At 67.0% G+C, this 25,799-nt stretch carries 31 protein-coding genes; 6 read left to right on the forward strand and 25 right to left on the reverse strand.

Features of this window, described 5'->3' with window-relative positions:
* Positions 1–34: 34 nt before the first annotated feature.
* The 11 genes from secY to rplN are packed head-to-tail and all read right to left on the reverse strand — an operon-like array spanning position 35 to position 5,502.
* Positions 35–1,348 carry a preprotein translocase subunit SecY gene (gene secY, locus ABID97_RS01495; RefSeq protein WP_354396815.1) on the reverse strand — a complete coding sequence of 438 codons (1,314 nt, stop codon included), beginning with the start codon at positions 1,346–1,348 and terminating at the stop codon, positions 35–37.
* A 26-nt stretch (positions 1,349–1,374) separates the two neighbouring features.
* The gene (rplO, locus tag ABID97_RS01500) at positions 1,375–1,806 is read right to left on the reverse strand and encodes a 50S ribosomal protein L15 (protein WP_055807818.1); all 432 of its coding nucleotides are present in this window, start codon (positions 1,804–1,806) and stop codon (positions 1,375–1,377) included.
* An 11-nt stretch (positions 1,807–1,817) separates the two neighbouring features.
* Positions 1,818–2,003, reverse strand: coding sequence for a 50S ribosomal protein L30 (gene rpmD, locus ABID97_RS01505; protein WP_009124818.1), 186 nt, complete (start codon positions 2,001–2,003; stop codon positions 1,818–1,820).
* A gap of 28 nt (positions 2,004–2,031) precedes the next feature.
* Positions 2,032–2,550: a 30S ribosomal protein S5 gene (gene rpsE / locus ABID97_RS01510; RefSeq protein WP_354396816.1), complete on the reverse strand. Its 519-nt coding sequence runs from the start codon at positions 2,548–2,550 to the stop codon at positions 2,032–2,034.
* Positions 2,551–2,568: 18 nt separating this feature from the next.
* On the reverse strand, positions 2,569–2,934 hold the full coding sequence (gene rplR / locus ABID97_RS01515; RefSeq protein WP_038111818.1) for a 50S ribosomal protein L18: 366 nt from the start codon (positions 2,932–2,934) through the stop codon (positions 2,569–2,571).
* A gap of 14 nt (positions 2,935–2,948) precedes the next feature.
* Positions 2,949–3,482 (reverse strand): 50S ribosomal protein L6, encoded by a 534-nt coding sequence (gene rplF / locus ABID97_RS01520; protein ID WP_028258412.1) that lies wholly within the window; start codon positions 3,480–3,482, stop codon positions 2,949–2,951.
* Positions 3,483–3,506: 24 nt separating this feature from the next.
* Positions 3,507–3,902: a 30S ribosomal protein S8 gene (gene rpsH, locus ABID97_RS01525; RefSeq protein WP_354396817.1), complete on the reverse strand. Its 396-nt coding sequence runs from the start codon at positions 3,900–3,902 to the stop codon at positions 3,507–3,509.
* A gap of 20 nt (positions 3,903–3,922) precedes the next feature.
* Positions 3,923–4,228 (reverse strand): 30S ribosomal protein S14, encoded by a 306-nt coding sequence (gene rpsN / locus ABID97_RS01530; RefSeq protein ID WP_015867798.1) that lies wholly within the window; start codon positions 4,226–4,228, stop codon positions 3,923–3,925.
* Positions 4,229–4,236: 8 nt separating this feature from the next.
* Positions 4,237–4,776, reverse strand: coding sequence for a 50S ribosomal protein L5 (rplE, locus tag ABID97_RS01535; RefSeq protein WP_013544114.1), 540 nt, complete (start codon positions 4,774–4,776; stop codon positions 4,237–4,239).
* An 11-nt stretch (positions 4,777–4,787) separates the two neighbouring features.
* On the reverse strand, positions 4,788–5,120 hold the full coding sequence (rplX, locus tag ABID97_RS01540) for a 50S ribosomal protein L24 (protein ID WP_015867799.1): 333 nt from the start codon (positions 5,118–5,120) through the stop codon (positions 4,788–4,790).
* 13 nt (positions 5,121–5,133) lie between these two features.
* Positions 5,134–5,502 (reverse strand): 50S ribosomal protein L14, encoded by a 369-nt coding sequence (gene rplN / locus ABID97_RS01545; RefSeq protein WP_009124801.1) that lies wholly within the window; start codon positions 5,500–5,502, stop codon positions 5,134–5,136.
* Between the two features lie 214 nt (positions 5,503–5,716).
* Here rplN and ABID97_RS01550 point away from each other — a divergent pair, with 214 nt between their 5' ends.
* Together ABID97_RS01550 and proC are read left to right on the forward strand one after the other, a co-directional pair.
* On the forward strand, positions 5,717–6,898 hold the full coding sequence (locus ABID97_RS01550) for an esterase-like activity of phytase family protein (protein ID WP_354396818.1): 1,182 nt from the start codon (positions 5,717–5,719) through the stop codon (positions 6,896–6,898).
* Positions 6,895–7,752 (forward strand): pyrroline-5-carboxylate reductase, encoded by an 858-nt coding sequence (proC, locus tag ABID97_RS01555; RefSeq protein WP_354396819.1) that lies wholly within the window; start codon positions 6,895–6,897, stop codon positions 7,750–7,752. Before ABID97_RS01550 ends, proC begins: the two co-directional genes overlap by 4 nt.
* 25 nt (positions 7,753–7,777) lie before the next feature.
* Here proC and ubiA read toward each other — a convergent pair whose 3' ends face one another.
* The 6 genes from ubiA to ABID97_RS01585 all read right to left on the reverse strand — a co-directional run bounded on the left by ubiA (position 7,778) and on the right by ABID97_RS01585 (position 14,726).
* On the reverse strand, positions 7,778–8,638 hold the full coding sequence (ubiA, locus tag ABID97_RS01560) for a 4-hydroxybenzoate octaprenyltransferase (RefSeq protein ID WP_354396820.1): 861 nt from the start codon (positions 8,636–8,638) through the stop codon (positions 7,778–7,780).
* A gap of 69 nt (positions 8,639–8,707) precedes the next feature.
* On the reverse strand, positions 8,708–9,280 hold the full coding sequence (locus ABID97_RS01565) for a Dps family protein (RefSeq protein ID WP_354396821.1): 573 nt from the start codon (positions 9,278–9,280) through the stop codon (positions 8,708–8,710).
* A 139-nt stretch (positions 9,281–9,419) separates the two neighbouring features.
* The gene (locus ABID97_RS01570) at positions 9,420–10,385 is read right to left on the reverse strand and encodes a LysR substrate-binding domain-containing protein (RefSeq protein WP_354396822.1); all 966 of its coding nucleotides are present in this window, start codon (positions 10,383–10,385) and stop codon (positions 9,420–9,422) included.
* A gap of 50 nt (positions 10,386–10,435) precedes the next feature.
* A complete protein-coding gene (gene recG / locus ABID97_RS01575; protein ID WP_354396823.1) occupies positions 10,436–12,550 on the reverse strand; it encodes an ATP-dependent DNA helicase RecG in 2,115 nt (704 codons plus the stop codon).
* A gap of 11 nt (positions 12,551–12,561) precedes the next feature.
* Complete coding sequence (locus ABID97_RS01580) at positions 12,562–14,058, reverse strand: TIGR01777 family oxidoreductase (RefSeq protein ID WP_354396824.1); 1,497 nt, start codon at positions 14,056–14,058, stop codon at positions 12,562–12,564.
* A complete protein-coding gene (locus ABID97_RS01585; protein ID WP_354396825.1) occupies positions 14,055–14,726 on the reverse strand; it encodes a DUF4166 domain-containing protein in 672 nt (223 codons plus the stop codon). The genes ABID97_RS01580 and ABID97_RS01585 overlap by 4 nt, the downstream gene beginning before the upstream one ends.
* 128 nt (positions 14,727–14,854) lie before the next feature.
* Between ABID97_RS01585 and queA the strand changes: the two genes are divergently transcribed.
* Both queA and tgt read left to right on the forward strand, forming a co-directional pair.
* The gene (gene queA / locus ABID97_RS01590) at positions 14,855–15,901 is read left to right on the forward strand and encodes a tRNA preQ1(34) S-adenosylmethionine ribosyltransferase-isomerase QueA (RefSeq protein WP_354396826.1); all 1,047 of its coding nucleotides are present in this window, start codon (positions 14,855–14,857) and stop codon (positions 15,899–15,901) included.
* An 11-nt stretch (positions 15,902–15,912) separates the two neighbouring features.
* Positions 15,913–17,085 (forward strand): tRNA guanosine(34) transglycosylase Tgt, encoded by a 1,173-nt coding sequence (gene tgt, locus ABID97_RS01595; protein ID WP_354396827.1) that lies wholly within the window; start codon positions 15,913–15,915, stop codon positions 17,083–17,085.
* 20 nt (positions 17,086–17,105) lie between these two features.
* Here tgt and ABID97_RS01600 read toward each other — a convergent pair whose 3' ends face one another.
* Complete coding sequence (locus ABID97_RS01600) at positions 17,106–17,462, reverse strand: hypothetical protein (RefSeq protein ID WP_354396828.1); 357 nt, start codon at positions 17,460–17,462, stop codon at positions 17,106–17,108.
* A 153-nt stretch (positions 17,463–17,615) separates the two neighbouring features.
* On the opposite strand from ABID97_RS01600, the gene ABID97_RS01605 reads away from it, so the two are divergent.
* A complete protein-coding gene (locus ABID97_RS01605; protein WP_354396829.1) occupies positions 17,616–18,404 on the forward strand; it encodes an SDR family NAD(P)-dependent oxidoreductase in 789 nt (262 codons plus the stop codon).
* A 74-nt stretch (positions 18,405–18,478) separates the two neighbouring features.
* On the opposite strand, the gene ABID97_RS01610 is transcribed toward ABID97_RS01605, so the two are convergent.
* The 7 genes from ABID97_RS01610 to ABID97_RS01640 all read right to left on the reverse strand — a co-directional run bounded on the left by ABID97_RS01610 (position 18,479) and on the right by ABID97_RS01640 (position 24,917).
* Positions 18,479–18,865, reverse strand: a complete 387-nt coding sequence (locus ABID97_RS01610; RefSeq protein WP_354396830.1) for a DUF3597 domain-containing protein — start codon at positions 18,863–18,865, stop codon at positions 18,479–18,481.
* Between the two features lie 90 nt (positions 18,866–18,955).
* The gene (locus ABID97_RS01615; protein WP_354396831.1) at positions 18,956–20,065 is read right to left on the reverse strand and encodes a serine endopeptidase; all 1,110 of its coding nucleotides are present in this window, start codon (positions 20,063–20,065) and stop codon (positions 18,956–18,958) included.
* 47 nt (positions 20,066–20,112) lie between these two features.
* Positions 20,113–20,907: a DUF2145 domain-containing protein gene (locus ABID97_RS01620; RefSeq protein WP_354396832.1), complete on the reverse strand. Its 795-nt coding sequence runs from the start codon at positions 20,905–20,907 to the stop codon at positions 20,113–20,115.
* Entirely contained in the window at positions 20,904–21,365 is a 462-nt protein-coding gene (locus ABID97_RS01625; protein ID WP_354396833.1) for a hypothetical protein, read from the reverse strand. Before ABID97_RS01625 ends, ABID97_RS01620 begins: the two co-directional genes overlap by 4 nt.
* A gap of 37 nt (positions 21,366–21,402) precedes the next feature.
* Positions 21,403–21,906, reverse strand: a complete 504-nt coding sequence (locus ABID97_RS01630; protein WP_354396834.1) for a YiaA/YiaB family inner membrane protein — start codon at positions 21,904–21,906, stop codon at positions 21,403–21,405.
* A 148-nt stretch (positions 21,907–22,054) separates the two neighbouring features.
* Entirely contained in the window at positions 22,055–24,010 is a 1,956-nt protein-coding gene (locus ABID97_RS01635) for an MFS transporter (protein ID WP_354396835.1), read from the reverse strand.
* Between the two features lie 52 nt (positions 24,011–24,062).
* A complete protein-coding gene (locus ABID97_RS01640) occupies positions 24,063–24,917 on the reverse strand; it encodes a hypothetical protein (RefSeq protein ID WP_354396836.1) in 855 nt (284 codons plus the stop codon).
* A 138-nt stretch (positions 24,918–25,055) separates the two neighbouring features.
* On the opposite strand from ABID97_RS01640, the gene ABID97_RS01645 reads away from it, so the two are divergent.
* Positions 25,056–25,790: a helix-turn-helix domain-containing protein gene (locus tag ABID97_RS01645; protein WP_354396837.1), complete on the forward strand. Its 735-nt coding sequence runs from the start codon at positions 25,056–25,058 to the stop codon at positions 25,788–25,790.
* The last annotated feature ends 9 nt before the right edge of the window (positions 25,791–25,799 follow it).

Genomic DNA, 25,799 nt, shown 5'->3' on the forward strand with positions numbered 1-25,799 from the left:
CTACCCAAATCTCGATACCGAAAAACTCAAAGCCCTACGATGTCTTGAAGTTGGCCTTCTTCAGCAGCGATTCGTACTGCTGGGACATCATGTAGTTTTGCACCTGGGCCATGAAGTCCATCGTGACGACCACGATGATCAGCAGGGAGGTACCACCGAAGTAGAACGGTACGTTGTACTTCAGGATCAGGAACTCGGGCAGCAGGCAGACGAAGGTGATGTACACCGCGCCGGCCAACGTCAGGCGAACCAGAATCTTGTCGATATAGCGAGCGGTCTGGTCACCCGGACGGATGCCCGGGATGAATGCACCGCTCTTCTTCAGGTTGTCGGCCGTTTCCTTGCTGTTGAACACGAGTGCCGTGTAGAAGAAGCAGAAGAAAACGATCGCGGCAGCGTACAGCAGCACGTAGATCGGCTCGCCCGGACGCAGTGCGCCGGCAATGTCCTTGATCCAGCGGAAACCACCTTCGCCGGTGCTGAACCAGCCGACCACCGTTGCGGGCAGCAGAATGATCGACGAGGCGAAGATCGGCGGGATCACGCCGGCCATGTTCAGCTTCAAGGGCAGGTGCGACGACTGGCCGCCATAGACCTTGTTGCCGACCTGGCGCCGCGCATAGTTCACGAGGATCTTGCGCTGGCCGCGTTCGACGAACACCACGAAGTAGGTGACCAGCACCACGACCGCGATGATGAACAGCGCAATGATCGGGTTCATCGCACCGGTGGTCACCAGCGAAGCCAGGCCGCCGATCGCATTCGGCAGGCCGGCCGCGATACCTGCAAAGATCAGGATCGAGATGCCGTTGCCCAGGCCGCGTTCGGTGATCTGCTCGCCGAGCCACATCAGGAACATCGAACCCGCCGTGAGGCTCACCATTGCCGTGAGGCGGAAGCCGAAGCCGGGAGCGATGACGAGGCCAGCCGACGACTCGAGGGCCACCGCGATGCTGAACGACTGGAACAGGGCCAGGCCGAGCGCGCCGTAGCGCGTGTACTGCGTGATCTTGCGGCGTCCGGCCTCGCCTTCCTTCTTCAATTGCTCGAAGGTCGGAAGCACGTAGGTCATCAGCTGCATGATGATCGACGCCGAGATGTACGGCATGATCCCCAACGCGAACACGGTGAAGCGCGACAGCGCCCCGCCCGAGAACATGTTGAACAGGCTCAGAATGCCGCCCTGCTGGCCCTGGAACAACGCAGCCAGCTGGTCCGGGTTGATGCCCGGCACAGGAATGTGCGCGCCGATCCGGTAGACCACGAGCGCGAGCAGCAAGAAGACCAGCCGGCGACGGAGGTCACCGAACTTGCCTGTCTTTGCGATCGTTGCCGCGTTAGTTGCCACGAAGAACTTCTTTCAGTCCGGTGTGATCAGGCGATGCTGCCGCCGGCTGCTTCGATAGCAGCCTTGGCACCAGCGGTTGCGCCCACGCCCGTCAGCTTGACGGCCTTGGTGAGTTCACCGGTCTTGATGATCTTGACGACCTTGGCGAGCTGGCCCACGAGGCCGGCTTGCTTGAGCGCCAGGACATCGACTTCGGCCAGGCCGAGCTGCTCGAGGGCAGTCAGCGTGACTTCGGCGTTGAACTTCAGCAGGTGCGACTTGAAGCCGCGCTTGGGCAGGCGGCGCTGCAGCGGCATTTGACCGCCTTCGAAGCCGACCTTGTGGAAGCCGCCTGCGCGCGACTTCTGACCCTTGTGACCGCGGCCTGCGGTCTTGCCGATACCGGAGCCGATACCGCGGCCGACACGGCGCTTGGCGTGCTTGGCGCCATCGGCCGGCTTGATGCCATTGAGTTCCATATCAGTCTCTCTTACAGAACTTTGACCAGATAACTGATCTTGTTGATCATGCCGCGCACCGCCGGGGTGTCTTGCAGCTCGCTCACGCTGTTGAGCTTGCGCAGGCCGAGGCCACGCACGGTCGCGCGATGCGATTCCTTGGTGCCAATCGGGCTCTTGACCAATTGCACCTTGAGGGTTTGTTGTTGCGTCGTCATTTGAATGCTTCCTTCAGAGAGCTTGCGCTCAGGCGAAGATTTCTTCGACGGTCAGGCCGCGCTTGGCAGCCACTTCGGACGCGGTCGTCGAGTTCTTCAACCCGTCGAGCGTGGCGCGAACCATGTTGTAGGGATTCGACGAACCATGGCTCTTGGCCACGATGTCGGTGATGCCCATGACTTCGAACACGGCGCGCATCGGGCCGCCGGCGATGATGCCGGTACCCTTCGGAGCCGGGATCATGACCACCGAGGCAGCGCCCCAATGGCCCGTCACGCGGTGATGCAGCGTGCCGTTCTTGATCGCGATCTTGGCCAGGTTGCGGCGAGCTTCTTCCATTGCCTTCTGCACGGCAGCAGGCACTTCCTTCGACTTGCCCTTGCCCATGCCGACGCGGCCTTCGCCGTCGCCCACGACGGTCAGTGCTGCGAAACCGAGGATACGACCACCCTTCACCACCTTGGTGACGCGGTTGATCGCGATCATCTTTTCGCGCAAACCGTCTTCAGGGCCTTCGTTCTGCGTTCTTGCTTGAATCTTTGCCATTTTGAATCTCGTGTCCGGTTAGAACTGCAGACCGGCTTCGCGAGCCGCATCGGCCAGCGCCTTGACGCGGCCGTGGTACGCAAAACCTGCGCGGTCGAAGGCGACCTTCTCGACGCCGGCAGCCTTCGCCTTTTCAGCGATGCGCTTGCCGATGGCCGTTGCAGCGGCGGCATTGCCACCCTTGCCCGAGCCGCCCAGGGCGGTGCGCACTTCGGCTTCGGCCGTCGATGCGGTGGCAATCACCTTGGTGCCGTCGTCGGAGATGACGGTGGCATAGATGTGCAGGTTGGTGCGGTTCACCGTCAGGCGGGCCACGCCCTGCGTCGCGATGCGGATGCGGGTCTGGCGCGAGCGGCGAAGACGCTGTGCTTTTTTGGTCAACATCATTTTGCTGCCCCTTACTTCTTCTTGGTCTCTTTGATCACGATCTTCTCGTCCGAATAACGGATGCCCTTGCCCTTGTAAGGCTCAGGCGGACGAACAGCGCGGATCTCAGCGGCGATTTGACCAACGCGCTGACGGTCAGCACCCTTGATCACGATTTCGGTCGGGGTCGCAGTGGCCACCGTGATGCCTTGCGGCATTTCGATGTTGACCGGGTGCGAGTAACCGACTTGCAGGTTCAACTTGTTGTTGGACGCTGCGGCCTTGTAGCCGACGCCGACCAGGTTGAGCTTCTTCTCGAAGCCCTTGGTCACGCCCACCACCATGTTGTTCACCAGCTGACGGATCGTGCCGCTCATCGCATTCGCTTCACGCGACTCGTTGGCGGGCTCGAAGTTCAGCTTGCCGTCATTGCTGACGACCTTGACCAGTGCATTGCGTGCAAGGTTGAGCGTGCCGCCCGTGCCCTTGACGCTGATCTGGTCTTCCTTGATCGACACATCCACGCCTGCGGGGATGGTGATCGGCATTTTTCCTACTCGGGACATTTCAGTTACTCCTCGATGTCTCGGTTAGGCGACGTAGCACAGCACTTCGCCACCGACACCGGTAGCGCGCGCCTTGCGGTCCGTCATCACGCCCTTGGGGGTCGTGACGATCGCAACGCCGAGGCCGTTCTGGACTTGCGGAATGGAAGCGCTGGCCTTGTAGACGCGCAGGCCGGGACGGCTCACGCGCTCGATGCGCTCGATGACCGGACGGCCAGCGTAGTACTTCAGGGTGATGACGAGCTCGGACTTGCCGGCTTCGGTCTTCACTTCGAAGCTGTCGATGTAGCCTTCGTCCTTCAGGACCTGTGCAATCGCGGCCTTCACCTTGGAAGACGGGATCGACACAGTGGGCTTCGCCACCATCTGCGCGTTACGGATACGCGTCAGCAGGTCGGCAATGGGATCACTCATGCTCATGTTGTTTGCTCCTGCCTGGCTTACCAGCTGGCCTTGGTGACACCGGGGATGTCGCCATTGAAAGCCAGTTCGCGGATCTTGGCGCGGGCCAGACCGAATTGACGAAAGGTGCCACGCGGGCGACCGGTGATTTCGCAACGGTTGCGCTGGCGCGTGGGGTTCGCGTTGCGCGGGAGCTTTTGCAGGCCCAGGCGTGCAGCAGCGCGCTCTTCGTCGCTCTTCTTCAGGTCGTTGGAAATCGCCTTCAGTTCCGCGTGCTTCGCAGCGTACTTGGCGACCAGCTTGTCGCGCTTGAGTTCGCGTTGGATCAGGGATTGTTTAGCCACGGTTCGCCTCAGTTCTTGAACGGGAAACGGAAACCAGCGAGAAGCGCCTTGGCTTCTTCGTCGGTCTTGGCCGTCGTCGTGATGCTGATGTTGAGACCGCGCAGGGCATCGACCTTGTCGTATTCGATCTCGGGGAAAATGATCTGTTCCTTGACGCCGATGTTGTAGTTGCCACGGCCGTCGAACGCACGGCCGGAGATGCCGCGGAAGTCGCGAACACGCGGCAGCGCGATGGTCACGAAACGGTCCAGGAACTCATACATCTGCACGCCACGCAGCGTGACCATGCAGCCGATGGGCTGGTTCTCGCGGATCTTGAAACCGGCGATGGCCTTCTTCGACTTGGTGACCACGGGCTTCTGGCCGGCGATCTTGGTCAGGTCGGCGACAGCGTTGTCGAGAACCTTCTTGTCGGCGACAGCTTCACCCACGCCCATGTTGAGCGTGATCTTGGTGAGGCGGGGGACCTGCATCGGCGACTTGTAGCCGAACTTTTCCGTCAGGTCTTTCGCGATCTTTTCGCGATAGTGTTGTTGGAGACGTGCCATGTGAGTACCTCTTAGGCGAACTTGATTTCGTCGCCGCTGGACTTGAAGACGCGAACAGCTACGCGCTTGCCGTCAGCACCCTGGGTGATCTTGATGCCCACGCGATCGGCCTTGCCGGTCGCGGCATTGAAGATCGCCACGTTGGATTGGTGGATGGGCATGGTCTTTTCGACGATGCCGCCGGTCGTACCCTTGAGGGGGTTCGGCTTGGCGTGCTTCTTGACGATGTTCACGCCCTCGACGACGAGGTGCGAATCGTCCTTGCGCAGCGAGACGGTGCCCCGCTTGCCCTTGTCGCGCCCGGCCAACACGATGACCTGGTCGCCTTTGCGAATCTTGTTCATGGCGTTGTTGTCCTTACAGAACTTCGGGTGCCAGCGACACGATCTTCATGAACTTTTCGGTACGCAGCTCGCGCGTCACCGGTCCGAAGATGCGGGTGCCGATTGGCTCCAGCTTGGCGTTGAGCAACACGGCTGCGTTGCCATCGAATTTGACGAGGGAACCGTCGGCGCGACGGATGCCCTTGGCGGTGCGGACCACCACTGCGCTGTAGATCTCGCCCTTCTTGACGCGACCACGCGGAGCGGCTTCCTTGATGCTGACCTTGATGACGTCGCCCACGCTGGCATAACGCCGCTTGGAGCCACCGAGCACCTTGATACACAGGACGGACTTCGCGCCTGTGTTGTCGGCCACTTCGAGCCGGGATTCAGTTTGGATCATTGCTAGTAGTTCCCAACTTGTACCGATGCGCCTCCAGGAGGGAAACGCTGCGGTCAGTCTTGGGCCCGTCGTCTGCACCTCGAACCACTCGAGGCACTTCCGCTTTGGGCTGAAAGCTTCGCCTTTTTGAAGCGAAGCCTGCGATTGTGGCACGCACAAAAGAGCGTGTCAACCGGCTTATGGCACGAAATGCGGGGGAACTAGACTTGGCGGGGTGCGCACCGTCCTTCCAGGCCTCTTGGCTCCCGCATCGCCCCTGCGCCGCCGGCTGCTGCTGGGCATAACCGCCGCCGTGGCCGGGGTCGGCGGCATGGCCGGCTGCGGCAGTCCGGCGTATCCGCCCCAGCCAGGGGCGCGGCTGCGGCGCCTGGCCGAGTCGCACTGGCCGCACCGGCTGAATATACAGGGCACCACGGCGGGGGGCCTCTCCGCAATCGACTTCGACGCTGAAAGAAGTGAGTACATCCTTCTCAGCGATGACCGATCGGACCTGGACCCTGTCCGCTTCTACACGGCCCAATGGGCTGCGCCCTGGCTGCAACCGCCCGCGCCGAAGGGCGTGGTGCAGTTGCAACGCCCCGGCGGCGGCGGCCCCTGGCCGGCCCGGCGCCGCGCCGAGGCTCGGACCCCGGTGCCGGATCCCGAGGCCCTGCGCCTTCGGCCCGGCACCGGCACCCTTCTGTGGACCAGCGAAGGCGACGTGGCGCGCGGATTCGGGCCGGCCTTCCACGAATCGGCGCGCGACGGCCGGCTGCTGCGCGAATTCGCCCTGCCCTCGATGTTCGACGCCGATGCCCTGCAGCGCCGCGGCCCGCGCGACAACCTGGGCCTGGAGGGCCTCGCGCTGACGCCCGATGGGCGCCACGCCTGGCTGGCGATGGAAAACGCGCTGATCCAGGACGGCCCCATTCCCACCGCCAGCGCGCCGGGCGGCCCCTGCCGGCTGACCCGGATGGACCTGGCGACCGGCCGGGCCACGCGCCAGATCGCCTATGTGCCCGATGCGATTCCGCTGCGCCCGTTGATTCCCGGCACCCTTGCGGACAACGGCATCAGCGAGATCCTGATGCTCGATGCCGACCGCATGCTGGTGCTGGAGCGCGCCTATGCCACCGGGGCCGGAAACTCGCTGCGTCTCTACGAGATCGATACCCGGGGCGCCACCGACGTGCTGGAGACCGAGACGCTCGCCGCGGGCAACCATCGCCCGGCCGCCAAGACGCTGGTTGCCGACTTCGCCCACCTCGGCCTTTCGCGCCTCGACAACACCGAAGGGATGTGCTGGGGACCGCCGCTTCCGGACGGCAAGCGCCTGCTGGTGGTGGTGAGCGACGACAATTTCAACCCGCTGCAGACAACCCAGTTCGCGGCATTCGAATACACCGACCGACCATGACCATCGCCGTCACTTTCCTGCCCCGCACCGGCCCGGCGCCGCTCCCCCCGATCGCCTTCATCGGCGGCGGCAACATGGCCAGCGCCATCATCGGCGGCCTCCTCAAGCAGGGCACCCCGGCCGACGCCTTCGAGGTGGTCGAGCCATTCGAGGAGGCCCGCCAGAAGCTCGCGCAATCGTTCGGCATCACGGCGCAGGCCGAGGCCGGCGAGGCCCTGTCGCGCTGCGCCGTGGTGGTGTGGGCAGTCAAGCCGCAGACCTTCGCGGACGCCGCGAAGCCGGTGCGCGCCTTTGCCGGAAGCGCACTGCACCTGAGCGTGGCGGCGGGCATTCCGTCCACCAGCATCGCCCGCTGGCTCGGCAGCGAGCGCGTGGTGCGGGCCATGCCCAACACGCCCGCGCTGGTGGGACAGGGCATGACCGGGCTCTATGCACGCGCGGGCGTGGACGCCGCCGACCGCGCGCTGGTCGGGCAGCTGCTGGCGCCGACCGGCGAACTGCTCTGGGTCGACGACGAAGCCGCGCTCGATGCGGTCACGGCCATGTCCGGCTCGGGTCCCGCCTATGTCTTCTATTTCATCGAGGCCATGACCGAGGCCGGTGTCGAAATGGGCCTGTCGCCCGAGCAGGCCCAGCGGCTGGCCATCGGCACCTTCACCGGCGCCTCGGCGCTGGCGCACAGCGCGACCGAGCCGCCCTCGGTGCTGCGCGAGCGCGTGACCTCGAAGGGCGGAACGACCTACGCGGCGCTCACCTCGCTCGAGGGCGCCGACGTCAAGGCGAAGTTCAAGACCGCGATCCGCGCGGCGCAGAAGCGCGCGGCCGAACTGGGCGAGGAATTCGGCAAGGACTGAGTGCGGCGCGGCCTTCGCCCGCGGTCTAGGCCAGCGCATAGCCGGCCGCGATGCCGGCAAACACCGAAAAGCCCAGCCAGTGGTTCAGGCGGAAGGCCTTGAAGCAGCCGTCGCGCGTGCGGCCGCGAATCAGCTGCCAGTGCCAGAGCGCCTGCGCCGCGGCCACGCCGATGGCCGCGAAAAACACCGCGCCCAGGCCGCGGCTCGCGCCGGCCCAGGCCCAGACGGCCAAGAAGATCGCGTAGCTCGCCATCACCGCCGCCACGTCGAAGCGGCCAAAGGTGATGGCCGAGGTCTTCATGCCGATCTTCAGGTCGTCGTCGCGGTCGACCATGGCGTATTCGGTGTCGTAGGCCAGCACCCAGAACAGGTTGCCGGCCAGCAGCCAGGCCGCGAACACCGGAACCGTGGATTGCACCGCCGCAAACGCCATCGGGATGCCGAAGCTGAAAGCGATGCCCAGCACCGCCTGCGGAACCGACACGAAGCGCTTGGCGAACGGATAGGCCAGCGTGATGGCCAGCGCGGCGAACGACCAGGCAATGGTGGCCCGGTTGGTCGTGAGCACCAGCCCGAACGCCGCGAGCGCCAGCACCGCGCCCAGCACCAGCGCCTCCCTGACGGACACTGCGCCGCTGGTCACCGGCCGCTTGGCGGTGCGCTTCACATGGCGGTCGAAGTCGCGGTCCGCCACGTCGTTGACGCAGCAGCCCGCGCTGCGCATGAGGATGGTGCCCAGCACGAACACCACCAGCAGGTGCCATCCGGGCCAGCCCCCGGCGGCAAACCAGAGCGCCCCCAGCGTGGGCCAGAGCAGCAGCAGCCAGCCCGCGGGGCGGTTCCAGCGAATCAGGTCGAGATAGAGCGCAAAACGGCGGGCGAGCATGCGGCAGGCAAAAAAAGAGCGGCCATTGTGCCGCTCCCGGTGCCGGGGCCCGGCGGGCCCCCTGCAACATCAGTCTTCGAGCAGCGAGCGCAGCATCCAGGCGGTCTGGTCGTGCACCGTGCAGCGCGCGGTCAGCATGTCGGCCGTCGGGTCGTCGCCGGCCTCTTCGGCCACCGGAATGAATTCGCGCGCGATGCGCGACACCGTCTCGTGGCCCTTGACGAGGATGCGCACCATCTCCATCGCCTTGGGCGGTGCCTGCGGCACATCGGGCACGGTGGCGATCTTGCTGAATTCGGCATACGAGCCCGGGGCATAGTGGCCCAGCGCGCGGATGCGCTCTGCGATCACGTCGGTCGCGCCCCAGAGCTCGGTGTACTGCCCCATGAACATCGCGTGCAGCGAGTTGAAGTGCGGCCCCGTGACGTTCCAGTGGAAGTTGTGCGTCGTGAGATAGAGCGTGTAGGTGTCGGCCAGCACGCGGCTCAGGCCTTCGGCAATGGCCGCACGGTCCTGGCGCTCGATGCCGATGTTGATGATCGGCGCGTTGCGGCTGCCGGACTCCTGCGCCACCAGCGCCTCGCCCTTCTTGGGCAGCTTGCCCTGCGAAGACGACGATGTTTTCTTCGATGCTTTGGCCATGGCGTGAAACTCTTTCTTCAACTTGGGGACAAGGTGCCGATTCTGGAAGCCGGCGGGCGGCTTCGCAACAGCGTCACTCTATCCCAGCGATGAATGAATTCGAACGGCCGCCGCGTAGGCCGATTTCGCAAATTGATTCTTATGACAGCCGCTTGACGCCCGGCAGCTCGCACGCATAGATGGCGTTGCGCAAGGCGGCGATCGCCTCGTAGCGCGTGAAGGTGCGGCGCCAGGCCAGCACCACGCGCCGCGTCGGCGGGTCGCGGTCCTGCGCATCGCGCACCGGCAGGTAGCGCACCATCTGCTCGGGCTCCCTGCGGCCCTTGACCTTGGGCTTGAGCGCGTCGGCAGGCACCGACAGGCGCGGCACCAGCGTCACGCCCATGCCCGAGGCCACCATGTGCTTGATGGTTTCGAGCGACGAGCCCTCGAAGCTCTTGCGAATGCCCTCGGCATTGCTCGAGAAGCGCGCGAACTCGGGGCACACCTCCAGCACATGGTCGCGAAAGCAATGGCCGGTGCCCAGCAGCAGCATGGTCTCGTTCTGCAGCTGGTCCGAGGTGATGGATTCGAGGTCTGCGAACTTGTGCTTGGTGGGCAGCGCCGCCATGAAGGGCTCGTCGTAGAGCGGCGCCATCGCCAGCCCCGTGTCGGGAAAAGGCTCGGCCATGATCGCGCAGTCGATCTCGCCGGCACGCAGCATCTCGAGCAGCCTGGCGGTGAAGTTCTCCTGCAGCACCAGCGGCATCTGGGGCGTGCGCGCGATCACCTGGCGCACCAGGTCGGGCAGCAGGTACGGCCCGATGGTGTAGATCACGCCAAGGTTCAGGGGCCCCGCCAGCGGATCCTTGCCGCGCTTGGCGATCTCCTTGATGCTCGCGGCCTGGTCGAGCACGCTCTGCGCCTGCTGCACGATCTGTTCGCCGAGCGGCGTCACGGTCACCTCGCCGGCGCTGCGCTCGAAGAGCTTGACCTCGAGCTCGTCCTCGAGCTTCTTGATGGCCACGGAGAGCGTCGGCTGGGAGACGTAGCAGGCCTCGGCTGCCTTGCCGAAGTGGCGTTCCCGGGCCACTGCGACGATGTATTTGAGTTCGGTGAGAGTCATAGCTTGCGTCAATTATGCGCAAGCGCCCGTGACCGGGCATGGCCTGGGGCCTAAGCCTTCAGGTACTCGGCCTTGGTGCCGAGCCAGCGGTCGACGTGGCGCTGGGCCAGGTCGGGGTGTTTCTCGAGCATGACCGGTGCCAGCTCGCGCGCCCAGTCGAGCAGCATCGCGTCGGCGGCGAGGTCGGCAAAGCGCAGCAGCGGCGCGCCCGACTGGCGCGCACCGAGGAACTCGCCCGGGCCGCGGATCTCGAGGTCGCGCCGCGCGATCTCGAAGCCATCGCCGGTCTCGGCCATGGCCTTGAGCCGCGCGCGCGCCGCCTCGCCCACGCGGCCACTGTCGCCAGGCGCATAGAGCAGCACGCAGGCTGAGGCCGCGGCGCCGCGGCCCACGCGCCCGCGCAGCTGGTGCAATTGCGAGAGGCCGAAGCGCTCGGCATGCTCGATCACCATGAGCGAGGCGTTGGGCACGTCCACGCCCACCTCGATCACCGTGGTGCTCACAAGCACCTGGATTTCGTTCGCGGTGAAGGCCGCCATCACCGCCTGCTTCTCGGCCGTGGGCATGCGCGAATGCAGCAGCCCGACATTGACGGCCTGGCCGAGTGAATCCGCGAGTTCGTCGCGCGTTTCGGTCGCGTTGCGCAGGTCGACCGCCTCGCTCTCCTCGATCAGCGGGCAGACCCAGTAGACCTGCCGACCCTGCCCGAGCTGCGCCTGGATGCGCGCGATCACCTCGTCGCGCCGGTGGTCGGCCACCAGCCTCGTGACGATGGGCGTGCGGCCCGGCGGCAGCTCGTCGAGCGTGGATACATCGAGGTCGGCGTAGTAGCTCATCGCCAGCGTGCGCGGGATGGGCGTGGCGCTCATCATCAAGAGGTGCGGTTCGAGGTGACGGACAGCTTTGCCGCGCAGCGCCAGCCGCTGCGCCACGCCGAAGCGGTGCTGCTCGTCGATGATCGCGAGCGCGAGGTTTTTGAAGCGCACCTTTTCCGAAATGACGGCATGCGTGCCGATCACCAGCGCCGCCTCGCCGCTTTCGACCGCGGCCGACATGGTGTCGCGCTCCTTCTTCTTCTGGCTGCCCGTGAGCCAGGCCACGCGCAGGCCGCGCTCGGCCAGCAGCGGATCGAGCCATCCGACCAGCTTGCCGAAGTGCTGGGCCGCGAGGATTTCGGTCGGTGCCATCAACGCGCATTGAAAGCCCGCATCGATGCAGCGCGCCGCCGCGAGCGCCGCCACCACCGTCTTGCCCGAGCCCACGTCGCCTTGCAGCAGGCGGTGCATGGGAATCTCGCGGGCGAGGTCGTGCGAGATTTCCTCGCCCACGCGCTGCTGCGCACCCGTGAGGCCGAAGGGCAGCACGGCAAGCAATTGGGCATGCAGCGACGTCGGCTTCGGCTTGGGTGAAAAAGGCAGCATCGGCGCACGCTGCGCCGCGCGCTCCAGCCGCGCCTGCAGTTGCGACAGCTGCTGCGCCAGCAGTTCCTCGGCCTTGATGCGCTGCCAGGCCGGATGGCTGTGGTCTTCGAGCGTGGCCATCGCCACGTCGGGCGTGGGGTAGTGCAGGAAGGTCAGCGCGCTGCGCAGGTCCCATGCGCCGCGCAGGCCGATCTGCACGGGAATCGTCTCGTCGAGCACGGCGCGCGCCAGGCCCGAGCGCACCTCGCGCCGGAGCACCGGCTGCGGCAGCCCGGCCACGGTCGAGTACACGGGCGTGAGCGCCTCGGGCAGCGCAGTGCCGGCCGCCTTGACGGTGGGGTGCATCATCTGCCGCCCGACGAAGCCGCCACGCATTTCGCCGCGCACGCGCACCCGCGCACCGACCGCGAGCTGCTTCTGCTGCGAGGGGTAGAAATTGAAGAAGCGCAGCTGGCAGGTGTCGCTGCCGTCGTCGATGGTGGCAATGAGCTGCCGGCGCGGGCGGAACACCACCTCGCATTCGGTCACCACGCCTTCGACCTGCGCCATGTCGCCGTCGCGCGTGTCGGCCAGCCGCACGATGCGCGTCTCGTCCTCGTAGCGCATCGGCAGGTAGAGTGCAAAGTCGATGTCGCGCACGAGGCCGAGCTTGCGCAGCGCGCGCTGCACAGCGCTCAGGCCGGCACCGGGCGGCTGCGGCGCGGCGGCCGGAACAGAAGGGGGCGGGGCTTTCCTGGCGGGCACGGGCAAAGCTTCTAGCGCGGCCTGCAAAGGTCCGTCAAGGCGGCGCGGGCATCGGCAAACGCAAAGCGGAAGCCGGTTTGCAGCAGGCGCGCCGGCACCACGCGCTGCCCCTCGAGCAGCAGGTCGGCCTGCTCGCCCAACAGCAGCCTGACCGGCCCGGCCGGGGTCGGCATCCAGCACGGGCGGCGCAGCACGCTGGCGGCCACGCGGGTGAATTCTTCCTGGCTGAGCGCACCCGGCGCGGTGAAGTTGTAGGCCTGGGTGGTTGCAGGCTGGCCTGCGGGGGCCTCTTCGGCAAGGCCCCACACATGTGCGATTGCGCGGATCACGTCATGCACATGGACCCACGACAGCCACTGGCGTCCGCTGCCCAGCCGCCCGCCCATGCCGAGCGAAACCGGCAACAGCAGTTGCGGCAGCGAGCCCTGGTGGCCCAGCACGAAGCCGAAGCGCATGCAGGCCACGTTCACGCCATGCAACGCGGCAACGTTGGCCGCTCGCTCCCATTCCTCGCACAGGCTCGACATGAAGATGTCCTGCGGCGGTGCATCCTCCGCCAGTTCGGTGGCGTCGCCTTGCGGCTGCACACCGTAGTAGCCAATGGCCGAGGCCGACAGCAAAAGCCATGGCTTGCGCGGGCGCGCGGCCATCCACGCGACCAGCGCGGCCGTGAGGCCTTCGCGGCTCTGGCGCAGCGCGCGTTGGCGCCGCGCGCTCCAGCGCCGGCCCAGGATGCGCGCTCCGGCCAGGTTGATCACCACGTCGCACGGATCGGCTTCGGGAATCTGGTCGAGCCGCTGCACGCAGCGCACGGCGCCCCCGAAGCCCCATGCGGCGGAGCGCGCATCGCGCGACCAGACCGTCACTGCGTGGCCGTCCGCCAGCAGGTGGCGCACCAGGGTTTGGCCGATGAAGCCCGTGCCGCCGGTCACCAGCACGCGCTGCGGCCTGGTGCCGAAGCGCACCGGCGCCTCGGTTGCGCGCGCCTCTTCGTTCGCCGCGCGGCGCAGCAGCGCCCGCGCCGCCAAAGCGTCGCGCAGCCCCGAGAGCCCCACACCCACGCCGCACAAGGCGAGGAATGCGCCCAGCCAGCCTTGCGGCTGCCACGCCAGCGCCGTCGGCTGCACCGCCCAGTCGACCGCAGCGAGGGCCAGCAAAGCGATGAAGGCGCCGGCATTGATGGCCAGCACGGTGTGCGTGACGCGCTCGGTGGGCGGCAGCAGGCGGCTGCGGTCTTCCACCACGAAGTCCCAGAGCGTGAGCACGATCTCGACCCCGAACACCGCCAGCAGCACCCAGGCCCAGGCACCATGCCAGGCCCACGACGAGAGCCCGATGAACAGCGCGCAATAGAGGGACGAACGGACCGCGTGGATGGACAGCTCGCGCCCTGCGGTGTCGCGCTGCGCCAGCGCCTCGGTCCCCTCGTGGTGATAGAGGGTGTCGAACGCGCCCAGCAGGCCCTGGGCCGCCATGAGCTGCAGCGCGAGCAGGTGCGTATCGATCACGCGGCGGCCGCCTTCGGCTCGGCCGCTTCCTCGAACACGCCGACCTGCGTGAAGGTGGTGCCCATCAACCAGTGGCGGATCTCGATGCGGATGTTGAAGCGCTCGGGCGTCTCGTTGTGGTGCCAGAGAAAGGTCTTGCCGGGGGTGAACAGCCCCGGCAGCGGAATGCGGAAACCGAGCACCTCCCAGAAGTAGCCGTTGCTCTGGAAATGCAGGCTGCCGTTCTCCACGCTGAGCACCAGCTTCATGCCGAGTCCCATGCCCACGTATTCGAGCACTTCGCCCCGCTCGCTCTCGCGCATGAAGCTGGTGAAGCGGATCGGCCGGCGGCCATGCAGGCGGTAGATGCGCTGCTTGTAGATGGCCGGGTCCTGCGGCCGGGCGTAGACCTGGATCTCGACGGGAAAACCGGCGTCGCAGTAGGGAATCAGCGCGCCCTGGATCAAGGGCTGCGTCAGGTGCCCCAGCAGCTTGCCGAAGCGCGAGCAGCGCAGCTCGCTGAGCGCGCCGAGGTAGTGCAGCGCCTTGCCGGGCAGCGGGTTCTTGTCGAAGCGCCGGCGGATGTCGGGGTGGAGCCCCTGCCAGGCGCTGCCGAGTATCTTCTTGAAGAGCTCGCCTTCGGAGGGACCGGACCCGGGCGTGATGCGCGCGGCTAGTGAATCGACCATTCACCGATTCTGCCTTGGCCGACCCACCCGGGCGCGCCGGCTTTCGGGACATGGGACAATTCCGCCCGCTTCCCGTCAACCTTTTCTCACGCCTCCTTGGCACGGGGCCCGTCCGGCCCTCAAGCACCATGCGCGCCTTCACGCTTTCCGATTTCGATTTCGACTTGCCGCCCGAACTGGTGGCGCAACACCCGGCCCCCGAACGCACCTCCTCCCGCCTGCTCGACGGCACGGGCGGCGCCCCGGCCGACCGCATCTTCAAGGACCTGCCCTCGCTGCTGCGCGAAGGCGACCTGCTCGTCTTCAACGACACGCGCGTGGTCAAGGCGCGGCTGTTCGGCGAGAAGCCGACCGGCGGCAAGCTCGAACTGCTGGTGGAGCGCGTGCTGCAGGGGCATGAGGTGGTGGCGCACATGAAGGTGAGCAAGAAGCCGCCTGTTGGCACCACCTTGCAGATGGTGGGCGGCTTCCGCGCCACGCTGCTGGGCCGCTGGCCGGAGGAAGACGGCGCGCTGTTCCGCTTCGGTTTCGAAAGCGACGCGGGCGAAGACCCGTATGCGCTGATGGCCCGCTGCGGCCACGTGCCGCTGCCGCCCTACATCACCCACACCGATTCGGCCGACGACGAGAGCCGCTACCAGACCGTGTTCGCGCGCGTGCCGGGCGCGGTGGCCGCGCCGACGGCCGCACTGCATTTCGACCTGGCGCTGCTGGACGCGCTCGAAGCGCGCGGCGTGCGGCGCGCCAACGTCACGCTGCACGTGGGCGCCGGCACCTTCCAGCCGGTGAAGACCGAGAATATCGCCGAGCACACGATGCATGCCGAGCGCTACGAAGTGCCCGAAGCCACGCAGCGCGCGGTCGCCGAGTGCAAGGGGCGCGGCGGACGCATCGTCGCGGTCGGCACCACCACGGTTCGCACGCTCGAATCGTGGGCAAAGAGTGGAGAGACCAGCGGAGACACCCGCATCTTCATCACGCCGGGCTTCGCCTTCGCGCACGTCGATGTGCTGGTGACCAACTTCCATTTGCCGAAGAGCACGCTGATGATGCTGGTGTCGGCCTTTGCGGGCTACGAGCGCGTGATGGCGCTGTATGCCCATGCCATCGCCCACCGCTACCGCTTCTTCAGCTATGGCGACGCCATGCTGCTGGCAAGACAACGACAAGATTGAAGGCGACGACCATGCTGAACTTCGAACTCCTCAAGGCAGACCCCGCGAGCCACGCGCGCCGCGGCACGCTCACGCTCAACCATGGCGTGGTGCAGACGCCGATCTTCATGCCCGTGGGCACCTACGGCACCGTCAAGGGCGTGATGCCGCGCAGCCTCGAGGAAATGGGCGCGCAGATCATCCTGGGCAACACCTTCCACCTGTGGATGCGGCCCGGCCTCGACGTGATGGCGAGCTTCGGCGGGCTGCACCAGTTCGAGAAGTGGAACAAGCCGATCCTCACCGACTCGGGCGGCTTCCAGGTCTGGTCGCTGGGCGCGATGCGCAAGATCAGCGAAGAGGGCGTCAAGTTCGCCTCGCCGGTCAACGGCGACAAGCTGTTCCTCACGCCCGAGGTCTCGATGCAGATCCAGACCATCCTGAACAGCGACATCGTGATGCAGTTCGATGAGTGCACGCCCTACGACACCAAGGGTCACATCACGACCGAGGCCGAGGCGCGCATCTCGATGGAACTGAGCCTGCGCTGGGCCAGGCGCTGCCAGCACGAGTTCGCGCGGCTGGAGAACCCGAACGCGCTGTTCGGCATCGTGCAGGGCGGCATGTTCGAGAACCTGCGCGAAGAGTCGCTCGCGGCGCTGGTCGAGATGGACTTCCCGGGCTATGCCATCGGCGGCGTGAGCGTGGGCGAGCCCAAGGAAGAGATGCTGCACATCATGGCCCACACGCCGCACCGGCTGCCGGCCCACAAGCCGCGCTACCTGATGGGCGTGGGCACGCCCGAAGACCTGGTGCAGGGCGTGGCCGACGGCGTCGACATGTTCGACTGCGTGATGCCCACGCGCAATGCGCGCAACGGCACGCTGTTCACGCGCTTCGGCGACCTGAAGATGCGCAACGCACGCCACAAGAACGATCCGCAGCCGATCGACCCGAGCTGCACCTGCCACGCGTGCGCGGGCACCTCGGGCGTCTCGTGGAACGACGGCGGGCGCGAGGGCTTCAGCCGCGCCTACCTGCATCACCTGGACCGCTGCGCCGAGATGCTCGGGCCGATGCTCACGACCATCCACAACCTGCACTACTACCTGAACCTGATGCGCGAGATCCGCGAAGCCCTCGAGGCGGACAGCTTCACGTCGTTCCGGGCCCGCTTCAAGGCCGACCGCGCGCGCGGCGTGTAGCCGCACGCACGGCGTGCCGTCTACTTGGCGGCGGCCGGCGCCTTGACCGGCAGCGGCGTGGTGTAGGGCTCGATGCGCAGCAGTTCGTTCTTGAAGACCGCCACCTGCCGCAGCGGCGCCTGCACCAGCGCCCCGCTGGCGTCCTTCTGCGATGCGTATTGCCACAGCGTGAGCTGCCCCTGGGCCGCCAGCATTTCGGCCAGGCGCTGCACGGCGGGGCCCGCACCGCTGCCAAGTTGCGCGGCCTCCACGCCGACCACGATCTCGTCGCGCGGCGAGACGATCTTGAAGAGCTGGATGGGCGCCGCGGCCTGGGCCCGGACCGGGCGAGCGGCAAAGGCCAGGGGGACAAGCGCCAGGGCGGCGAGGCCGTTCATTGCACGGCGGCGGTAAAGGATGTTCATGGGCGGCAAGCGTAGCCACGCGGGCGCCCGTTGCCCACATGCCGGAAGCCATACGCCACGTACGCCGGAGGTATGCAGAAGTAAACCGGGTGCACGCCGATGCGTTCATTTGCTACGCTGAAAGCCATGACCACCGCTTCATCTTCATCAACCGCCGCCTGCACCGCCCGCTACCCCTCGCTGGCCGGCCGCACCGTGTTCATCTCGGGCGGCGCCACCGGCATCGGCGAGGCGCTGGTGCGGGCGTTCCACGCGCAGGGCGCGAAAGTCGGCTTCTGCGATCTGGACGCCGCCGCGGGCCGCGCACTCGCGTCCCGGCTGCAGGGCGGCCACCCGGCGCTGTTCTGCGAATGCGACGTGACCGACACGGCCGCGCTCACCGCCGCCATCGGCGCGGTCCGCGCGCAGTTCGGGCCGGTCGGCGTTCTGCTGAACAACGCGGCCAACGACCGGCGCCACGAGATGGCCGACGTGACGAGCGAAGACTTCGACCGCCTGGTGGCCGTCAACTTCAAGCACCAGTTCTTCGCGGCGCAGGCGGTTGCGGAGGACATGCGCGCACTGGGCGGCGGCTCGATCATCAACTTCGGCTCGATCAGCTGGATGATCAAGGGCCGCGGCTACCCCGTCTACCAGGCCTGCAAGGCTGCGGCACGCGGCCTCACGCGCTCGCTGGCGCGCGACCTGGGCAAGGAGAACATCCGCGTCAATTCGATCGTGCCGGGCTGGGTCATGACCGAGCGGCAGCTCAAGCTCTGGGTCAAGCCGGAATCGGGTGCCGAGATCGATGCCGCCCAGTGCCTGCCGGGCCGCGTGATGGCCGAGGACATCGCCGCCATGGCGCTCTTCCTTGCGGCGGACGATTCGAGGATGTGCACCGCGCAAGACTTCGTCGTGGACGCCGGCTGGACCTGAGCCCCCGCGCGCCATCGGCGTCGAAAAACAAAAAATCCCGGCATGCCGGGCTTTTTGCGTGCGCGCGGGACGAATCAGTCGCGCAGTTCGGCCGGCACCTTGCCGCCGTTGGCCGCCAGCTTGGTCATGACCTGCCGGTGCAGCCAGATGTTCATCTTGGCGCTGTCGCTGGTGTCGGCGCCATAGCTGAGCTCGGCGGCCAGCTGCTTGCGTGCGTCGAGGCTGCTGTCCAGGCCGAGCAGCTTCATCAGGTCGACGATGGAGGTGCGCCAGTTGAGGCTGCTCGCGCCGGGCATGCCGTCGAGCAGGGCCTCGACGTCGACCACCGTGATGGCCGGCGGCGGTGCCGCGGCGGCCGGCGCGCCCGCGGGGGCGGGGGCGGGTGCCGGGGCAGCCGCAGGTGCGTTGGCGGCGTGTGCGGACGGGAAAATCTTGGAAAGAATGCTGCCGAAAATGCTCATGCTGGTGCTCCGTCGAGGTTGGTAACTGAAAAGCCCGCGGTCACGTCAGTGGCGCAGCCGGACGTTGTAGCACGGCTGTGTGGCGCCCCGCTACACGGCAGGCAGGACCGGCGCGCCGGGTGTGAACGAATCCGCGGAGCTTCCCGGCGATGCGGGCGGCACGCGCGGCGCGGCGGAAGTCCCGCAGGCATGGCAGAACTTGGAGAACGCGCTCTTGCGGGTTTCGCATTGGCCGCAGTGGTCGAACAGGCCGATGCCGCAGTGCGGGCAGAAGTCGATCTCGTTGTTCTTCAGGTCGACCGGCCGCTCGCACCCGGGGCACACGTTCTTGCCGAGCCGCGTGAGCGCGGTGTCATAGCTGAGCTCCTCGCGCCGTACCTGGTCGGGCTGCTGCTCGGCCAGCTTCTGGCGTGCGAGGTAGCGGTTCAGCGCGACGATGGCGTAGCGCCCCACGAGCACCGTCGCCACGATGCCCACCACGTAGCGCACGTAGCCGCCGTAGCTCGGCAGGTAGGGCACCAGCTCGACGAAGAATGCGAACAGCGCAAAGAAGATGAAGCCCCAGACAAAGGGCCAGTAGGTGCCCTTGCGCTTCTTCACGAACAGCCAGGCCGCAGCCACCAGCAGGGGCAGCGTGAGTGCGAGCCGGTAGAGGAACACGCGCAGTTCGACGCGGCGGTACTCGGCCTCCAGCTTCTCCTGGGCCGCGCGCTCCAGCACCGCGAGCGATTCGCGGGCACGCTGCTCGCCCTGCTGCGCATCGAGCACGATCTGGTGTTGCGCATCCACCTTGCGCTGCACCGCGTCTTCCTTGCTCTTGAGCGCGTCGAGCGCCTTGGTGCGCGCGATCAGCTCCGTGTCCTGGTCCGGTTGGGCGGTGGCGCGCCGGGTGGCAAGCCAGTTGCCGAAGGTCTCGCGGGCGTTTGCGCTCGCCTGCTGCGCGGTACCGAGCTGCAGGCTGATCTGCTCGAGCTCCCGTGACGCCGCCCGTTCGGCCTTTTCCGCCGCGTTGATCGTCTCGCGCAGCGGCGCGGCCGCAGTGCGGTCGATGAAATCGTCGAGCTGGAGCGCACGCTCGACCTTCGGCAGGTCGCCCACGACGGTGCCGCCGAGCCCGATCAGGAAGCTCGCGAACACCAGGGCCACCAGCCACAGGCCGCGACGGAACCACTTCTCTGACAGACGCAATGACTTGCTCATTTCTTTTTTCCTCTTTTTTCTTCTGGGGCGCGCACGCCCCGTTGCAGCTACAGCCTGAACGCCACCGGCGCCGCACCCAGCCCTGCGCGCGGCAGCCAGGCGAACACGGAATCCACCGTGACCGTTTCGATCCGGTCCGAAAAGCGCTTGTCGCTCGGATGATCGTCGAAGGCCACGTTGGCCGAGCCCACGCGGCCTCCGAGGCGAGTCAATGGGCCGAGCCGCAGTGTCGTCGGTTCGTAGCCCTTGAACTGCATCCACGCCTGGGCCTGCGCGCGGCTGCCGACGGTGGCGGGCTCCATGGCGGCGGCCAGCGTCTCGACGGCCCACTGGTTCGACTGCTGGTACTTCTGGCCCCAGGCGTAGCTCACGATGCTGTAGGGCGCCACGTTCAGCCGGGTGATGCGCGCCGGCGATTCACGCAGCGCGGCCAGGAGCTGTGCCTGCACCTGCGGCGTGGGCACCGACCAGGCCGCTTCGTAGCGCCAGAGGTCGTCCAGGAAGAACTCCCCCAGCCCCTGCCGGTACACCGCGGCCTCGGCCGTGCCGCACTGGTTGAGCTTGTGCACCACGCGCCACGGGCCCTCGTCGGTCTTGTAGGCGATGCCCAGGTGCGAGTAGCGCAGGCCGTATTTGCTCAGGTCCTGCCCGGCCCTGGCCAGCAGCACCACGCGCGCGCCGCTCGCGTCCAGCTGCTGCGACGTGCGCTCGGCCAGCTGCATGCCCTTGACGATCAGCTCGGCGGTCGGCCTGGCCTGCTCGCAGGAGCGGCCGGCCTGCGCCTGCAGCGGCAGTGCGGCCACAAGCGCCAGCAGCAGCGCGGGAAAGCATGCGCGCTTCATGACAGCCTCTCGTTGTGCAACAGCGCACGGCCGATGGCGTTGGGCACGAAGGCCAGCACCTGGCCCGCGGCCGACAGCACGATGCCGGTGCCGATCACGCTGACCAGCACGCCCGTGCCCACCGCGGCGGACACGCCGTTGGCGGCGCGGCCCATTACCCTGACGCTGGCGCGGGCGCCGTCCGAGGCGCGCTCCAGCACATAGACGGTGCCATCGGCCGAAGCCTCGACCGCAATCACCGTGAGCACCGAGCCGCCCACCGACAGCGCGGCCGGCACCGCGACCACCGCGGTCGCGGAAGCGCCGACGGCGGACGCCGCCCCCACCACCGATGCCACGGGCAACAGGGAGAGCGCGGCCGAAGCCTCGGAACCCCGGGCCTGGGCCTGCAGGGGCAGCGCCGCGCCGGCGAACACGGTGCAGGCGGCGACCAGGAGAGAAGCAATGGACTTTTTCATGACGGTCTTTCGTTGATTGGATGCGAAAAAGAGGCGCTCACTCAGCCGATGCAGAGGAACCGGCCGCTTCCTGGCGGGCGGCACGTCTGCCTTGCAGGCGCGCTTCGATCAGGTCGGCTTCGTGGCGGTCGCGCAGCGTCTTGGCCAGCGTGAAGGCCGAGCTGACGAGGAACATCCAGCTCACGCCCAGGAAGGCCTTGTACGCGTCGTTGATCTCCATCCGCACGAGGCCCCAGCCGGTCAGGCCCATGGCGGTGAAGAAGCTGCCCCAGACCACCAGGCGCCACATCGGCACGTCGCGGCCGGTGCCGCCCGCGTCCGCGTGCTGGCTGTCGCGCACGAACTTGGCCAGCATGAAGGCGGTGCTGAGGCAGAACACATAGCCCATCACCATGAACGCACGGTCCAGCGCCTCGCCCGGCAGCCAGCTCAGGCCGGTGGCGCAGAGGAACACGGCGACAGCGAAGGAAGCCCAGACCTGGAACTGCCAGGCCCGCGTGTCGCGCTGGATCGAGACGGTGGTGGATGAGAGGGGTTGCATGGAAGCCTCGCGGCGTAGTGAAGGTGAGCGAATGATGGTTCGCTTCCGCACCGCGGGGCTCGAATGCTTGGACCAGTTCTGGTTTGAGCCGCTACCAGTATCTTTAAAAGATACTTTTTGGCGCCGTGAGCGCCAGCGCTGGCGCGCGTCAGGCCCCCAGCAGGCCGCTCACGCGCTGCTGCAGCGCCTCCGGCCGCACGTCGGACGGCGGCACGGGGTTGCCGACACGCAGCCCGACACGGCTGAAGAAGCCGCGGCGGAAAGGCTTCGCCATGGCCACGTTCTCACCGCCGCGCAGCTCGATGCGGCTGAAGTAGGAGCCCCAGAGATTGGTCAGCGCCATCGGGATCACCGGCGGCTCGATGCCTTCGGCGCGCGCGCTTTCGATGATCTTCATCACGCCGCCCTTGAAGGGCTGCAGCTTGCCGTCGCGGGTGATGGCACCCTCGGGAAAGATCGCCAGCAGGTCGCCTTCGCGCAGCACCTGCAGCGCCCTGGCGAAGGCGGCTTCGTAGGCCGCCGGGTCTTCTTTTTGCGGCGCGATGGGGATGGCCTTGGCCAGCTTGAACAGCCAGCCGAGCACCGGCACCTTGAAGATCCGGTGGTCCATGATGAAGCGGATCGGGCGCGGGCTCGCGGCCATCAGCAGGATGGCGTCGATGAAGCTCACGTGGTTGCACACCAGCACCGCCGCGCCTTCGGTCGGGATGTGCTCGTCGCCCTTGATCTCGAAGCGGTAGACAAAGTGCGACAGCATCCACGCGATGAAGCGCAGCAGGTACTCCGGGACCAGCATGAAGATGTAGAACGCCACCACCGCGTTGGCGATGCCGGTGAAAAGGAAGATCTGCGGGATCGTGAAGCCGGCGCCGAGCAGCGCACCCGCAATGACCGAGCTGCCGATCATGAACAGCGCATTGAGGATGTTGTTGGCCGCGATGATGCGCGCGCGGTGCGTGGGCTGGCTGCGCAGCTGGATCAGTGCGTACATCGGCACGCTGTACAGCCCCGCGAAGAGCGACAGCAGCGCCAGGTCGGCCATCACGCGCCAGTGCGCGGCCTGGCCCACGAAGGTGCCGAGCCCCATGACCGCCACGGGCGGCAGCGCGCGCGACGCAAAGTACAGGTCGATGGCGAACACGCTCATGCCGATGGCGCCCAGCGGCACCAGGCCGATTTCCACCTGCCGGCGGCTCAGCGTCTCGCACAGCAGCGAGCCCACGCCGATGCCCACCGAGAACACCACCAGCAGCAGCGAGGCCACCTGCTCGTCGCCATGCAGCACTTCCTTCGCGAAGCTGGGGAACTGGCTCAGGAACACGGCACCGAAGAACCACATCCACGAGATGCCCAGCAGCGAGCGGAACACCACGATGTTGCCGTGCGCGAGCTTGAGGTTGCGCCAGGTCTCGCTGAACGGGTTCCAGTTGATCACCAGCCCCGGGTCGGTGGCGGGCGCCGCCGGAATGGCCTGTGCCACCCCGCGCCCCACCAGTGCCAGCAGCACGCAGGCCACCGCCACCGTGGTATGGCCGACCTGCGGCAAGGCCACCAGCAGCCCGCCCGCGACCTGCCCGAGCAGGATGGCGACGAAGGTGCCCATCTCGACCATGCCGTTGCCGCCCGTGAGCTCGCGCGCATCGAGCACCTGCGGCAGGTAGGCGAACTTGACCGGCCCGAACAGCGTGGAATGCAGGCCCATGAGAAACACGCAGCCCAGCAGCACCGGCGCGTCGGCCCGGACGAAGCCCCAGGCCGCCAGCAGCATGATCGCGATCTCGAGGTTCTTGACGAAGCGGATGATCTTCGTCTTGTCGAACTTGTCGGTGAGCTGCCCCGCCGTGGCGGAGAACAGCAGGAACGGCAGGATGAACAGCGCGCCGATCGCCAGGCCCGCCATGGCCGGCGGCATCCAGCTCAGCTGGAGCTGGTAGGTCACCATGACAGTGAAGGCGAACTTGAAGAGGTTGTCGTTCGCCGCGCCCGCGAACTGCGTCCAGAAGAAGGGTGCGAAGCGCCGCTGCCCGAGGAGCGCGAACTGGTTGGCGTGCGCGTTCGCTTCGTGAGGCGGCGTGGCGGCAGTGGCAGCGGCGGGGTTTGTCATTCGAAGCAACTCCTCTTGTCTTGTTGTCTGCACGCTGCCCCGCAGAGCGAGCCTATGTCGTCAGGGCGGCGTCGGGATTGTGCCGCAGCAACGTGGCCCGCCAGCCGATATCGAGCTTCCTGAGTGCCGCGAGCACCGGCAGGCCGGCCAGCGATGCGGCCAGGTGCTTGAGGCTGTGGCCGGAAATCAGCTGCCCCGTCACCTCGTAGATCGCTTCGTCCGCCAGTTCGAAGCCCTTGGCCAGCGCATAGAAGAAGATCACCCAGCCGAGCCTGAGCCCGACCGCGCCGCGCATCGGCGTTGCCAGCGCCAGCGTCAGCACCAGCGCCATGCCGCCGAACTGAACCACCGCCCAGGGCAGGACATTGCCGCTTTCATGGAACACCTCGGCTGCCAGCAGGCCGGCCGCCAGCACGAACCAGGCGGCGGGCCAGCCGGCGCGCTGGCTCACGCGCTCGCAGACCGCCACGCCGATCAGGCCCGCAAAGGCCACGGCCATGCCGGCCCGGTCGGCCGCGAGCCGCGACGCATCGGGCATCAGGTGGAAGAAGGCCGAGCCCGCGGCCGTGGCGATCAGCCCGGCGAAGAAGAGCCAGGCGCAGTCCAGGGTGTTGTCCGGCGGATCGCTGGCGGGCGGCGCCAACGGGAATTCCGCCAGCGCCTGCTGGTGGGCGCGATCGATCCGGTGCAGCCGGTACAGGCCCCAGCCGCCGACCAGCGCGAACGGCAGGTTGCTGAGCACGTCCATGGCGTTGGGCAGCCCGTTCCAGGCGCGCCCGTCGGCAAACACCGAGGCGATCGCGACGTCGGCGGCCGGGAGCTCGGGCCCGAAGAGGGCCACCAGCGCCAGCAGCGCAAAGGTGAAGAGCAATCCGCGTTCGCGGCGGCTGAGGGGGGGCGGGTGCATGGCGGGCCTCATGGGTGGGTGGTACGAGCCGCGGAATTTAGTTGCCAGCCTCTCTGCAGGCATCCAGAATCGATACGAGACATGGATTCAACCCTTTGGGTATCTTTTTTTAATACTCTTTTTCTGCAAGCCACTTTCATGAGCACCACGGTCGACCTCGTCCAAGCCCTCAAGAACGAACTCAAGAGCGCCCGAATGACCTATGCCGACCTCGCCCGGTCGCTCGACATGGCCGAGTCCAGCGTGAAGCGCATGCTGGCCAAGAGCGACATGCCGCTGTCGCGCGTCGACGCGATCTGCCGTGCGCTCAAGATCGACTTTGCCGAACTCGCGCGCCGCGTGGCCGACGCCCAGCCGCTGCTCAAGGAGCTCACGCAGGAGCAGGAAAGGGCCGTGGTCAAGGACAAGAAGCTGCTGCTGGTGGCGATCAGCGTGCTGAGCCAGTGGACGCTGGAGCAGATCGTCTCCTCCTACCGGATCAGCGAGGCCGAATGCATCGGCTTCCTTGCGCAGCTGGACCGCATCGGCATCATCGAGCTGCGCCCGCTCAACCGCTACCGGCTGAAGCTGGCCAAGACCTTCCGCTGGCGGCCGCATGGGCCGGTGATGGAGTTCTTTCGCGAGAACGTGGTGCTCGACTACTACCGTGGCGGTTTCGACGGGCCGGCCGAAGGGCTGCTGCTGGTGCACGGCTCCATCAGCCGCTCGCTGGCGCCGGCGTTCCTGGAGCGCCTGCAGCGCGTGGCGCAGGACTTTGCGCAGCAGCACCAGACCGACCAGAAGCTCTCGGCCAAGGACCGCGAGGGCTACACGCTGCTCCTGGGCATGCGCAACTGGGAGTTCGAGGCTTTCACGCGCCTGCGCCGAGCCTGAACCTGCGGG

The sequence above is a fragment of the Variovorax sp. OAS795 genome (assembly GCF_040546685.1).
GTDB lineage: Bacteria > Pseudomonadota > Gammaproteobacteria > Burkholderiales > Burkholderiaceae_C > Variovorax.